This is a genomic window from Flavobacterium sp. (genome assembly GCF_031411595.1).
Lineage (GTDB): Bacteria > Bacteroidota > Bacteroidia > Flavobacteriales > Flavobacteriaceae > Flavobacterium.
In genome coordinates this window covers 26,953-39,824 of sequence record NZ_JANOBI010000030.1, presented here as the reverse complement: position 1 = coordinate 39,824, position 12,872 = coordinate 26,953, and the positions used below count along the sequence as shown (strand labels likewise).

Here is a 12,872-nt window from a genome sequence, read left to right as displayed (position 1 = left end):
TTAAGCTAATTTACAACTATTAACATAAAAATGGGATTTCATAAAAACTTAGTGGCACAGTAATTGGAAAACCGGCATCAAACGAACAATTATTCCTTTAGTTGTTAATCAATCTATTATTAATCAAAAAACCAAAGTCATGAAAACCAGAATTATTCTTTCCGCTTGTTTTGCTTTCCTTTTTGCCTCACCGATATTAGCTCAAGACCGAACGACTGTTAATGCTACGAGTTCAGAAATTAGTGATAATTTAGACCTTAGAGCGATTGCTTCCATTTTTGGTGATGCTAAAAATTTGGATGATTTCGAAAGACAATTGAATGATCCGAAAATTCAAATTTCTAATTTAGATTTAAACGAAGATAATCAAGTGGACTATTTAAGAGTCATTGAATCGGTTGAAGACAACACCCATTTAATCATCATTCAATCTGTTTTAGGAAAAGATACTTTTCAAGATGTAGCCACGATTGAAGTAGAAAGAGACCGCAACAATCAGGTGCAAGTGCAAGTTGTTGGTGATGTTTATATGTACGGACAAAATTATATTTACGAACCTGTTTATGTAGCAACTCCAATCATTTACGCTACTTTTTGGGCACCACATTACAGACCTTATTGTTCTACTTGGTTCTGGAATTATTATCCGACGTATTATTATGCATGGAATCCTTGTCCGGTTTTTAGATACCGTCATAACATCGGCATCCATATCAATTTTAATAATCATTATGACTATGTTACAACTAGAAGATGCACTCGAGCAGTAGTTATGCATCAACCGATAAGAGGCAATTATTGTGAGAGAACTTATCCAACCCGGGCTTTTACATACAGAAATAATAATTATGCTAATCGATATGAATTAGACCGTACAAGAAATGTAAGAACTGTTGGCACTCGTGATGATTTGGCTTACAACAATACCAGAAATGGAAGAAACAACGATCCTATCAAACAAAGTGTAAGAAACGACGTGCCATACACCACAAGAAGCAACGGAAGAAACAACGATCCGATTAAGCAAAGTACAAGAAACGATGCGCCATACACCACAAGAAGCAATGGAAGAAACAACGATCCGATCAAACAAAGTACAAGAAACGAAACGAACATTGGCGGACGTCAACATTCAGAATCCAATATTCCAATCAAATCCAGCAATGGTTCTTTAAATAATAGCAATGGAGGACAAAGAACCAGAACTGAAAGCACTACGAGATACGATTATTCTAATTCAGGTGTTAAATCACCAACCAATTCTAATGAAGGTAGAAGCCATGAAAGAACGGAAACTAGAAATAACAATTCAGGTTCTTCACGAGGTGAAAGATCTTCAAATGAAAGAGGAAACAGAAGATAAACAATTCACAAATGTCCTAATAAAAACACTGCTTATGCGGTGTTTTTTATTTTATAACACTTCAAGTCAAATTACTTTGCTAAAAATAAATGGCGATTTTTAATGAATATGTATTTATAATAGTAAATTTGTCCTCTTTTTTTAATAGTTTTTTATGAGCTCTCAACATCACGGCCTACACAGTAAACTCACTTTAGGTGGATTGCTAATTTCTTTAGGGATTATTTATGGCGATATTGGAACTTCTCCTTTGTATGTAATGAAAGCCATTCTTGGGCTTGATTTCGCCATCAATAAAGAATTGGTTCTGGGTGGCATTTCGTTAGTCTTTTGGACATTGACTTTACAAACTACAATCAAATACGTTCTCATCACATTAAGTGCCGACAACCACGGTGAAGGTGGAATCTTCGCGCTATATGCATTGGTCAAACGAACCAAAATCAAATGGCTTATCATTCCCGCAATTATCGGCGGTAGTGCATTATTAGCCGATGGCATTATCACACCACCCATTTCCGTTTCCTCAGCTGTTGAAGGCGTTCGAACTTTTTATCCACATATCAACACCGTACCTATCGTTATTGGAATTTTGGTGGCATTATTCACCATTCAACAATTTGGAACCAAGCTCGTCGGAAAATTCTTTGCACCAATCATGTTGCTGTGGTTCTTTATGCTAGGCGCTGTTGGCTTCCTGCAAATCATGGGTAATTATGAGGTTCTAAAGGCCGTCAACCCATACTATGCATATAAAATATTAATCGCCGATGACGGAGTCAATCCTGAAGGTTTCTTCGTATTGGGATTTGTTTTCCTTTGTACCACCGGAGCCGAAGCGTTGTATTCTGACATGGGACATTGCGGCAGAAAGAACATTCGCATCAGTTGGATTTTTGTAAAAATTACATTGATTCTGAATTACTTTGGTCAAGCCGCTTACTTAATTAAGCATGAAGGGGAAACTTTAAGAAGTTTAGGTGGTTCTAATGCCAATCCTTTTTATTTGTCAATGGCAAGTTGGTTTCAACCTGTTGGAATCGTGGTGGCTACAATGGCTGCTGTAATCGCTTCACAAGCTTTAATCAGCGGTTCATTTACATTGATTAATGAAGCCATGCGATTGAATTTCTGGCCCAAAGTAAAAATAAAATATCCAACGGAATTGAAAGGTCAACTCTACATTCCATCGATAAACTGGTTGCTTTTATTAGGTTGTATCGGAATAGTACTTCACTTCGAAGAATCCAGCAATATGGAGCATGCCTACGGATTGGCGATTATTTTGTGTATGATCATGACGACGATATTGCTCAATTATTATCTGATTATAAGACGGGTGAAATGGTATTTTCTAGTGCCACTAATCACCATTTATTTAATCATTGAATTGAGTTTCTTGTTTGCCAACATTACCAAATTTGCCGATGGCGGTTACGTAACATTAATCATTGCCATTGCATTAATTTCAATTATGACGACTTGGTATATGGCGAAACAGATTAGTAAAACCTATACGAAATTTGTGAAAATCGACAACTATAAAAAAGTACTCGCTGAACTCAGCGTCGATTTATCCATACCAAAATACGCCACGCACTTGGTTTATATGACCAACGCCGGAAGAGTCGATGAAATTGAAGAAAAAGTAATGTATTCTATCTTGCAAAAACGTCCGAAAAGAGCCGATATTTATTGGTTTGTTCACGTCAATATTTTGAGCGAACCTTACCGTTCCGAATACAAAGTTACCGAAGTCATCAAAGATGATTTGTTCCGAATCGATTTCAATTTGGGTTTCCGTGAACCAACGAAAATCAATTTAATGTTTAAAGAAGTGCTTACCGATATGGTGAAAAATGGCGAAGTCGATGTGACCAGCCGCTACGAATCTTTAAACAAAAACAACATTCTTGGGGATTTTAAATTCGTGCTTTCTGAAAAGTTCTTATCCAACGACAGTGATTTACTTTGGCATGAAAAAGTGATTATGAATACTTATTTCCTAATCAAAAAATTCAGTTTATCTGAAGAAAACGGATTCGGATTGGACAGCAGCTCGGTGAAGATTGAAAAATTCCCGATGGTACTGCATCCGCCTGAAAAAATATGCCTAACACGCATCAATTAAAGGGCTTGCAAACCCAGCTTTAAGTAGTACCTTTGCACCTCAATTACAAAAAATGAGATTACACCGAAATTTAGTATACACTACTATCGATTCTTTGAATGCGATTTTTAATGAAGGAGAATATGCCGATAAAGTAGTAGCACGAGCCTTAAAAAAAGACAAACGCTGGGGAAGTTCAGATCGAAAATTCGTCGCTGAAACCATCTATGAAATCGTGCGTTGGAAACGTTTGTACGCCGAAATCGCCGAAGTTAAAGAACCTTACGATCGCGATAATTTATGGAGAATGTTTGCCGTTTGGGCCGTTCTAAGAGGCTATCCAATTCCCGATTGGAGACAGTTAGAAGGCACTCCGGAACGCAAAATAAAAGGCCGTTTTGATGAACTATCCAAAATCAGAACATTCCGCGAATCGATTCCTGATTGGATGGATGAACTAGGCGTAAAAGAATTGGGTGAAAAAGTTTGGAACAAAGAAATTGCCGCTCAAAATCAACCTGCGAAAGTGATTCTGAGAGTCAATACGCTTAAAACGACTAAAGAAAAATTAAGAGCCATTCTTATGGACTTAAACATCGAAACCGAATTTCTAAAAGACCAACCCGATGCCTTGGTTCTCAAAGAAAGAGCCAACGTATTTCTAACCGATGCTTTTAAAGATGGCTTCTTCGAAGTGCAAGATGCCAATTCGCAATTAGTTGCTGCATTTTTAGATGTTAAACCTGGTATGCGGGTAGTCGATACTTGCGCAGGAGCTGGTGGAAAAACCTTACACATTGCTTCTTTAATGGAAAACAAAGGGCAATTAATCGCGATGGATTTGTATGAAAGCAAACTCAAACAATTGAAATTACGTGCCAAAAGAAACGGCGCTTTCAATATTGAATACCGCATCATCGATTCGACAAAAATCATCAAAAAACTATACGATAAAGCCGACCGAGTCTTAATTGACGCACCATGCAGCGGATTGGGTGTTTTAAAAAGAAACCCCGATGCCAAATGGAAATTGCAACCCGAATTCATCGATAATATCAGAAAAGTGCAATCGGAAGTTTTAGAAAGCTATGCTAGAATCGTAAAACCAGGCGGAAAATTAGTCTATGCCACTTGCTCTGTATTGCCTTCTGAAAATCAAGAACAAATTAAGCATTTCTTAACTACCGAAACTGGTAAAACATTTACCTTTGTTAAGGATTCAAAAATTCTGGCTTCCGAATCCGGATTCGATGGATTTTATATGGCGTTGCTCGAACGCAAAACAATTTAATTTAACCTCATTTATGAAAAAATTACTTTCCCTACTATTATTATTTTCATTAACCATTGGATTTGCTCAAGCATTACAACGAAACAGCGCTTCCATTCCGAGTGGTTATTACAATACAGCTACTGGAACCGGATATACTTTAAAAACACAATTATACAATATCATTAACGGCCATAATGACCGAGGTTATGCCGGATTGTATACTACTTATACTACTTCTGATAAAGATTTTTACTACGAAAATGACGGAACCATGTTGGATAATTATACTGAAAATCCAACCGGTGCTGAATGTGAATTCACCTACGGAACCAATCAAGACGACGGAACCCTTGGAAACAACGAATGCGAACGTTACAACAGAGAACACTTAGTACCGCAATCTGTTTTTGGTTCTGCAACACCAATGTATTCGGATGCTCATTTTGTTTTGCCTTCCGACAAACACGTGAATGCACAACGAGGTGATTTGCCGTTTGGAAAAGTAGGTGTTGCGAATTGGACATCCACCAATGGAACTAAAAGAGGTTCTAACTTAAATTCAGGGTATTCTGCGGGTTACACCGGAGTTGTTTTTGAACCTATCGATGAATTTAAAGGCGATATTGCACGTTGTATTTTATATTTTGCCACGCGTTATGAAGATGTAGTTGCCGGGTATACCTTTCCAATGTTCAACAATACAAGCGATCAGGTTTTCAACCCAACCTTTTTAAGCATTTTACTTACATGGAATAATTTAGATCCTGTAAGCCAAAGAGAAATCGATAGAAATAACGCGGTTTACGCCCGTCAAAATAATAGAAATCCGTATATCGATCATCCGGAATATGTTTGTCAAGTATGGAATACTGCTTGTATTGCTTTAGCCAATGAAAACTTTATTGCTTTAGAATCTGCGATTTCAGTATATCCCAATCCAACAAACAATCACACGATTACCATCAGTAGTACTTTAAATCTCGAAGACATTCAGTTGATTACCATTAACGGACAGTTGATACAAGAAATCAAAAATCCAATGTTAGAAAACAATGCTTATACATTAGAAAATCTGCCTTCAGGTTTTTATTTTATGAAAGCAACATCAGCAGGAAAATCAATTACTAAGAAAGTAATCGTCAACTAAAATATAACCTTTACATTTAAAATGCCTTCAGTAGTTGAAGGCATTTTTTTATCCAACAAAAAAGCTCCAATAGAATTGGAGCTTTTTTTATTATTAATTTTTAATTGACTAGTCATTCATCGAAATCAAAAACTCTTCATTATTTCTAGTTTTCTTAAAACGATCATTGATAAAATCCATCGCTTCCACCGGATTCATATCCGATAAATATTTACGCATAATCCACATGCGTTGCAGTGTTTTTTCATCGAGTAATAAATCGTCTCTTCTTGTGCTTGATGAAGTCAAATCAATCGCAGGAAAAATACGTTTGTTCGCAATCTTACGATCCAATTGCAATTCCATATTACCTGTTCCTTTAAATTCTTCAAAAATCACTTCATCCATTTTAGAACCGGTTTCGGTCAATGCCGTCGCGATAATACTCAACGAACCGCCGTTCTCTACATTTCTTGCCGCTCCGAAAAATCGTTTTGGTTTTTGCAATGCATTGGCATCAACACCACCGCTCAATACTTTTCCAGAAGCTGGTTGTACCGTATTATAAGCTCTTGCCAAACGCGTAATCGAATCTAATAAAATCACAACATCGTGACCACATTCTACCAAGCGTTTTGCTTTTTCCAAAACAATATTGGCGATTTTCACGTGCTCTTGCGGCTCTCTGTCGAACGTTGAAGCAATCACTTCACCACGAACAGAACGCTGCATATCGGTAACTTCCTCAGGACGTTCGTCTATGAGTAACACCAATAAATAAACTTCAGGATGATTCGCTGCAATGGCATTCGCAATGTCTTTCAATAACATTGTTTTACCGGTTTTCGGCTGCGCGACAATCATACCACGTTGGCCTTTCCCGATTGGAGAAAACAAATCAATAATTCTTGTGGAAATCGAGCTTCCTTTTTCAGCCAATCTGAATTTTTCGGTTGGAAATACCGGTGTCAAATGCTCAAAAGATACACGATCACGAACCACTTGTGGGTCATGTCCGTTGATTTTTAAAACGCGTACCAAAGGGAAAAACTTCTCGCCTTCTTTTGGTGGACGCACAACACCTTTTACAGTATCACCAGTTTTCAAACCAAACAAACGAATTTGGGAAGTCGATAAATAAATATCATCAGGTGATGCTAAATAATTGTAATCTGACGAACGCAAAAATCCATAACCGTCAGGCATCATTTCTAAAACACCTTCACTTTCAATGATGCCGTCGAATTCGAAATCTGCATCGCGAAAATTATTCTTTTTATTTTTGAAATTTGGATTTTGGTTGCCGTTACTTCCGTTACCATTGCCATTTGGGTTGCCATTTCCGTTTCCGTTTTGGTTACCGTTTTGGTTTTGATTCTGTTTGTGAAGTTGATTCGGGTTTATTTTTTTCTCAGGAACTGCAACCGCGTTTTCTTCTGTAGGTTCCGATGCTTCGGTTTCAACCACTTCGGAAACTTCCTGTGTTGTAGCTTTCTCTGCTCTTTTGGCTATCTTTTTTTCGTAATCCGCTTTTTTGAATTTGATTACTTTTGGACTATTGTTTTCAGTAGTTTTTTCTACTGTCCTATTTTCTTCAGTCGGTGTAGGTTCATTGACTGTTGCAGGTTCTTCGGGAGCAGAAAAAAGTGTGGCTCCTTTAGTAATTGCAGGTTTTTTTTCAGCCGTAATTCTTTGCCTTTTCGATTTTTCTTCAGCGTCTTTTACTGGTGAAGAATCCTTTTTGTTGTTGGCTTCACTAGCGTCTTGATGCTTGATAATCAAATCGATTAAAGCTTCTTTTTTAACGCCATTAAACTTGATGGTTTTTGCTAATTTAGCGATATCTTGAAGCTCAGTAAGCTTCATTTCTTTTAATACAGAAATTTCAAACATGAATGTTCTTTGAATTTTAGGTTGATTTGGAATAGACTATAAAATGTGAAGTGAAATTTTATGCTGTGAACGAGTCGTAAAATGAAGTACTTACGAATTTGTTATGCAATAATACGAATAAAAATTTATCATACAATAGTATTTATTAAAAAGAAAATATATTTTTGTGGCACAATAAAACAAAAATGATTCAAAGAATTCAAACGGTTTATTTGGTTTTGGCTTTCGTGGTTACCGGTGTATTGCCATTCGTATTTCCACTATGGACATTGAGCAACAACCAACAGGAGTTCTTCATGAGCAATCAATTGTATGCTATATTGTTCGGTTTGAGCACATCGCTGTCATTATTAAGCATACTGTTTTATAAAAAAAGACAACATCAATTTGTGTTAGGCAGATTGAATATCATATTAAATTTAATTTTATTAGGCTTATTTGTATATCGTTCGCTAAACGTATCTGGAGCAACCGTCACGGTTTCTGAGAAGGGTATTGGGATGTTTCTACCGATTATTGCTATCGTTTTTTTAGTGCTGGCCAACAAAGCCATCAAAAAGGATGAAGATCTCGTAAAATCTGTCGACCGATTGAGATAAACCTATAAACTTAGTTTATTTAGTGCGAAGAAAAACCTGGATGTATGTCCGGGTTTTTTTTGTTAGACACGGCTGCGCCTTTTAGATTTTTAGACACATTGCACTTAAGACACGCCCTACGGGCTTTGGATTGTTGGACATTCTAAAGCGAAGCGTGTCCAAAGCCCGAAGGTCGTGTCTAAAGGCGTAGCCGTGTCTGTAGCGTAGCGTGTCCATAGCGAAGCGTGTCTATTTCTTCCCCAACTCCACAATCTCCAAATCCTTAATCGCCTCACCGTCAATTACAAAACGCAACATCGTTCGCACTTGATGAAAACCACTTTTTCCGGCAGCGCCAGGATTCATGTGAAGCAAATTGAGTTTCTTATCATAAATGACTTTGAGTATATGCGAATGCCCACAAATAAAAAGCTTCGGTGGATTTTTGGTAATCTCAGTCCGAATTTCCTGGTTGTATTTTCCAGGATAACCACCGATATGTGTAATCCAAACATCAACACCTTCGCAGAAAAAACGGTTGTGCAATGGAAATTCCATACGCGCTTTATCATCATCAATATTGCCGTAAACAGCGCGCAATGGTTTGAATTTTTTCAAAGTATCGGTCATATTAAGATTGCCAATATCGCCCGCATGCCACACCTCATCAGCCATAGCAACATATTTCAAAATCACCTCATCGATGTGACTGTGCGTATCGGAAAGCAAAAGGATTTTCTTCATAATACCGTCATTGCGAGCGCAGCGAAGCAATCTCTAATTGTTATTCTGTTCGTTCATTTTAGGAGCTATTTCCCGCTATCATTCCAATCTTGTCATTGCGAGCTTGCGCGGCAATCTCCCAATGCCAAGGATTTTCCCTTCTATCGGGGCTAGGGGGTTATCGGTAAAAATAAACAATCTCATTCCAAATAAAAAATCACTACAAACACTTTTTGCGGCTTTGCGTCTTCGCGAGAAAATTTCACCGCAAATAAATTTTTTCATAGATTTGATTTACAAAACATTAAACCTAAGCAGATGAGCCAACATCAAAACGAAGAAATTATCCGCGAAGAAATCAAAAAAGAATTTCAACTCGAACGCATGATCCTGTTTAGCGACGCAGTATTCGCCATTGTCATAACACTAATGGCTATTGAAATTAAAATTCCCGAAACAGAAATCCTTACCGATGAAATGTTGCCAAAACAGTTATTTCATTTGTTGCCTACACTACTCGCTTATGTTGTTAGTTTTGGCTTTATAGGAACCGTCTGGTACCAGCATCTTAAAATGTTCAGTATCCTCAAAGATTACGACAAAGGATTGGTTATCCGCAATATGCTATTGTTGTTTTTTGTTGGCCTTTTCCCATTCACTGCCACGCTGATTTCAAGATCTAAAGGAGAAATGCTTCCGTTTTTTATCTATCTCGGAATGATCATGCTTTGCATCATAGCACAATATCTACTCTACAGCTATATTGTTCAAAGACCAACAATCCGTTTGAACATTGACCTCAGTGAACACCAAGCGGAATTGTATAAAAGAAAAGTATCCCTAATTGGTTTTTCATTGGCCGGCATGTTAGTCGTCTTGACTTACATGTGTATTCCGGATCCGAACATGAAATCGATGTCGACCATGTGGATGGCCGTTTTTGCCGTAATCTATAACATCATTATTAAAAGAAAGAAATCGAAAATGGCTGTAATTCCGAAAATTTAACCTTTCGCCAACAATAAAACTTTGTAACTTTGTCGCTCAAAAAAGGTACACAAACTCTTGAGATACTTCATCAAATTTTCTTATAACGGAACCCATTATCACGGCTGGCAATACCAACCCAACGCTGCTTCTGTACAAGAAACTTTAACCAAAGCCATGTCGACCGTGCTCAACACCACCGTTGAACTCATGGGCGCGGGCCGCACGGATACCGGTGTTCATGCCAAAATCATGTACGCCCATTTCGATCTCGACAAGCCTTTTGAATCCGAAAGCATCGTGCACAAACTCAATTCTTTTTTACCCAAAGACATTGCCGTTTTTGAAATTATTCCCGTGCATGACAACGCACACGCCAGATTCGATGCTAAAAAACGGACTTACGAATACCATATCAATACGTTTAAAGATGTTTTTTCAAGTGATTTGAGTTGGTACAACCAGCAAAAACTTGACGTTGATTTGATGAATGAAGCTGCGAAAATTTTACTAAACCACACCGATTTCGAATGTTTCTCGAAAGTGCACACCGACGTCAACACGTTTGATTGTAAAATCACCAACGCGCTTTGGACTCGAAACCATAATAATCTTATTTTTACCATTTCCGCCGATCGGTTCTTGCGCAATATGGTGCGAGCCATAGTTGGAACTTTGATTAATGTGGGATTGCATAAAATTACCTTAACCGATTTTGAAGCCATCATCAAAAGTAAAAACCGAAGTGAAGCCGGATTTTCTGTGCCTGCACACGGATTGTATTTAACCGAAATAGTGTATGATTACTTAAAGCCCTAGCCCTGATTGAGCCGGTATCCTTGGTATTGGGAGATTGCCGCGCAAGCTCGCAATGACAAGATAAAGGCGAAAGCAGGATTAGCTCCTAAAAGAAACTCAGAAACTTAGCGACTCAGCCGCTCAGCAACTCAAAAATGAAAGCAAAAGCATTTGACACCCTCGTTTTTAAACGAATTTTAAAATACACCAAACCGTATCAATGGCGGTTCAACAGCGTGATTGCGTTTGCGATTTCGTTGTCGATTTTCGCTGCATTGCGACCGTATTTGCTCAAAGAAACCGTTGACGGCTATATCAAAACCCACGACGCACATGGCTTGTTGTTCTACATTACACTTATGGGAATCGTGTTGCTGCTCGAGGTTTTCTCTCAATTTTACTTCGTGTTGTGGGCGAATTGGCTCGGACAAGACATCGTAAAAGACATTCGAATCAAACTCTTTCAGCACATGCTGAGTTTCAGAATGCGCTATTACGACAATGCGCCGGTGGGGCAATTGGTCACGCGCTCGGTTTCAGATATCGAGCAGATTGCCAAAATTTTCAGCCAAGGATTGTTTATGATTCTGAGCGACTTGATGAAAATGTTCGTGGTGCTGATTTTTATGTTTTACATGAATTGGAAACTCACGTGGATTGTCATTGTTGCGATGCCGCTTTTATTGTTTTTTACCAGAATTTTCCAACGCAAAATGCAAGTCGCTTTTGAAGATGTGCGGAATCAAGTGGCGAATATGAATACGTTTGTACAAGAACGAGTGACGGGCATGAAAATCGTGCAGCTTTTTAATCGTGAAGATATCGAAGCGGAAAAGTTCAGCGAAATCAATGACAAACACCGCGTAACTTGGATTAAAACCATTTTATACAACTCGATTTTTTTCCCGATTGCCGATATTATTACTTCACTGACATTGGGTTTTGTCGTATTGATTGGCGGAATTAAAATCCTACATGGCGATCATTTTACAACTTTTGGAGATTTGTTCTCCTATACGATGTTTATTGGAATGTTGTTCAATCCGTTGCGTCAGATTGCCGATAAATTCAATGAGATGCAAATGGGTATGATTGCGGCCAATCGTGTTTTTGATATTATCGATACGCAAGATCAGATTCAAGATACAGGCATTATTGAAGCACCAAAATTTGAAGGTAGCATCGAATTTAAAGAGGTGCATTTTAGTTATATCGAGAATGAGGAAATCATCAAAGGCATCAATCTCAATGTCAATGCAGGCGAAACCATTGCGATTGTTGGAGCAACGGGAGCGGGAAAATCGACAATCATTAATTTGCTGAATCGTTTTTATGAAATTAATCAAGGAACGATTTGCATCGATGAAAAAAACATTACCGAATACAGTTTGAGTTCGATTAGAAAGCAAATAGCCGTGGTTTTGCAGGATGTATTTTTGTTTGCCGATACGATTTTAAACAACATCACACTCAATAATCCTGATATTACCCGAGCTGAAGTGATTGAAGCCGCTCAAAAAATTGGCGTGCACGATTTTATTATGAGTTTGCCTCACGGTTACGATTACAATGTAAAAGAACGTGGCGTCATGTTGTCTTCAGGGCAACGTCAGTTGATTGCTTTTTTAAGAGCGTATGTAAGCAATCCGAGTATTTTGATTTTGGATGAAGCCACGTCATCAATTGATACGTATTCTGAAGAATTGATACAAAGTGCTACTCAAAAAATCACCACAGGCAGAACATCGATTGTCATTGCGCACCGATTGGCGACGATTGTCAATGCTGATAAAATTGTCGTGATGGACAAAGGGTTGATAGTAGAACAAGGCAACCACATCGAGTTGCTCAATATTTCCGACGGCTATTATAAGAATTTATATTACTCGCAGTTTTTGGTTGAAGCGGATTCTGAAAATTCGTAATTCGTAATTCTCAATTCGTAATTATTTTTCGAGAAATATTGTTTAATTTCGCAACGCAATTTATTCAGGTAAAAATCAAGAAATAAAATATTAAAT

The 12,872-nt window shown here is 37.9% G+C and carries 10 protein-coding genes; 8 read left to right on the top strand and 2 right to left on the bottom strand.

Annotated features, from left to right (window positions below):
- Positions 1–139 precede the first annotated feature (139 nt).
- The 4 genes from RMO03_RS06785 (at position 140) to RMO03_RS06770 (ending at position 5,893) form a co-directional block, all read left to right on the top strand.
- Positions 140–1,363, top strand: coding sequence for a hypothetical protein (locus RMO03_RS06785; protein WP_309641340.1), 1,224 nt, complete (start codon positions 140–142; stop codon positions 1,361–1,363).
- Positions 1,364–1,517: 154 nt separating this feature from the next.
- Positions 1,518–3,494, top strand: a complete 1,977-nt coding sequence (locus RMO03_RS06780; RefSeq protein ID WP_309641339.1) for a KUP/HAK/KT family potassium transporter — start codon at positions 1,518–1,520, stop codon at positions 3,492–3,494.
- A gap of 52 nt (positions 3,495–3,546) precedes the next feature.
- Complete coding sequence (locus tag RMO03_RS06775; RefSeq protein WP_309641338.1) at positions 3,547–4,764, top strand: methyltransferase domain-containing protein; 1,218 nt, start codon at positions 3,547–3,549, stop codon at positions 4,762–4,764.
- 13 nt (positions 4,765–4,777) lie between these two features.
- Positions 4,778–5,893: an endonuclease gene (locus RMO03_RS06770; protein WP_309641337.1), complete on the top strand. Its 1,116-nt coding sequence runs from the start codon at positions 4,778–4,780 to the stop codon at positions 5,891–5,893.
- Positions 5,894–6,001: 108 nt separating this feature from the next.
- Here RMO03_RS06770 and rho read toward each other — a convergent pair whose 3' ends face one another.
- Entirely contained in the window at positions 6,002–7,765 is a 1,764-nt protein-coding gene (gene rho / locus RMO03_RS06765; protein WP_309641336.1) for a transcription termination factor Rho, read from the bottom strand.
- A 185-nt stretch (positions 7,766–7,950) separates the two neighbouring features.
- On the opposite strand from rho, the gene RMO03_RS06760 reads away from it, so the two are divergent.
- Entirely contained in the window at positions 7,951–8,364 is a 414-nt protein-coding gene (locus RMO03_RS06760; RefSeq protein ID WP_309641335.1) for a DUF4293 family protein, read from the top strand.
- A 228-nt stretch (positions 8,365–8,592) separates the two neighbouring features.
- Here the strand turns inward: RMO03_RS06760 and RMO03_RS06755 are convergent, their stop codons facing one another.
- Positions 8,593–9,087: a metallophosphoesterase family protein gene (locus RMO03_RS06755; protein ID WP_309641334.1), complete on the bottom strand. Its 495-nt coding sequence runs from the start codon at positions 9,085–9,087 to the stop codon at positions 8,593–8,595.
- Positions 9,088–9,384: 297 nt separating this feature from the next.
- Between RMO03_RS06755 and RMO03_RS06750 the strand changes: the two genes are divergently transcribed.
- The 3 genes from RMO03_RS06750 (at position 9,385) to RMO03_RS06740 (ending at position 12,776) form a co-directional block, all read left to right on the top strand.
- Complete coding sequence (locus RMO03_RS06750; RefSeq protein ID WP_309641333.1) at positions 9,385–10,074, top strand: TMEM175 family protein; 690 nt, start codon at positions 9,385–9,387, stop codon at positions 10,072–10,074.
- Positions 10,075–10,131: 57 nt separating this feature from the next.
- Positions 10,132–10,872 carry a tRNA pseudouridine(38-40) synthase TruA gene (gene truA, locus RMO03_RS06745; protein WP_309641332.1) on the top strand — a complete coding sequence of 247 codons (741 nt, stop codon included), beginning with the start codon at positions 10,132–10,134 and terminating at the stop codon, positions 10,870–10,872.
- Positions 10,873–11,006: 134 nt separating this feature from the next.
- Positions 11,007–12,776: an ABC transporter ATP-binding protein gene (locus tag RMO03_RS06740; protein ID WP_309641331.1), complete on the top strand. Its 1,770-nt coding sequence runs from the start codon at positions 11,007–11,009 to the stop codon at positions 12,774–12,776.
- Positions 12,777–12,872: the final 96 nt, after the last annotated feature.

What these genes read in the sequence shown, in the direction of transcription:
- RMO03_RS06760 (WP_309641335.1), top strand. Translation starts at nt 7,951, where the DNA reads ATGATTCAAAGAATTCAAACGGTTTATTTGGTTTTGGCTTTCGTGGTT.
- RMO03_RS06740 (WP_309641331.1), top strand. Translation starts at nt 11,007, where the DNA reads ATGAAAGCAAAAGCATTTGACACCCTCGTTTTTAAACGAATTTTAAAA.
- RMO03_RS06780 (WP_309641339.1), top strand. Translation starts at nt 1,518, where the DNA reads ATGAGCTCTCAACATCACGGCCTACACAGTAAACTCACTTTAGGTGGA.
- rho (WP_309641336.1), bottom strand. Translation starts at nt 7,765, where the DNA reads ATGTTTGAAATTTCTGTATTAAAAGAAATGAAGCTTACTGAGCTTCAA.
- RMO03_RS06775 (WP_309641338.1), top strand. Translation starts at nt 3,547, where the DNA reads ATGAGATTACACCGAAATTTAGTATACACTACTATCGATTCTTTGAAT.
- RMO03_RS06770 (WP_309641337.1), top strand. Translation starts at nt 4,778, where the DNA reads ATGAAAAAATTACTTTCCCTACTATTATTATTTTCATTAACCATTGGA.
- RMO03_RS06750 (WP_309641333.1), top strand. Translation starts at nt 9,385, where the DNA reads ATGAGCCAACATCAAAACGAAGAAATTATCCGCGAAGAAATCAAAAAA.
- RMO03_RS06755 (WP_309641334.1), bottom strand. Translation starts at nt 9,087, where the DNA reads ATGAAGAAAATCCTTTTGCTTTCCGATACGCACAGTCACATCGATGAG.
- RMO03_RS06785 (WP_309641340.1), top strand. Translation starts at nt 140, where the DNA reads ATGAAAACCAGAATTATTCTTTCCGCTTGTTTTGCTTTCCTTTTTGCC.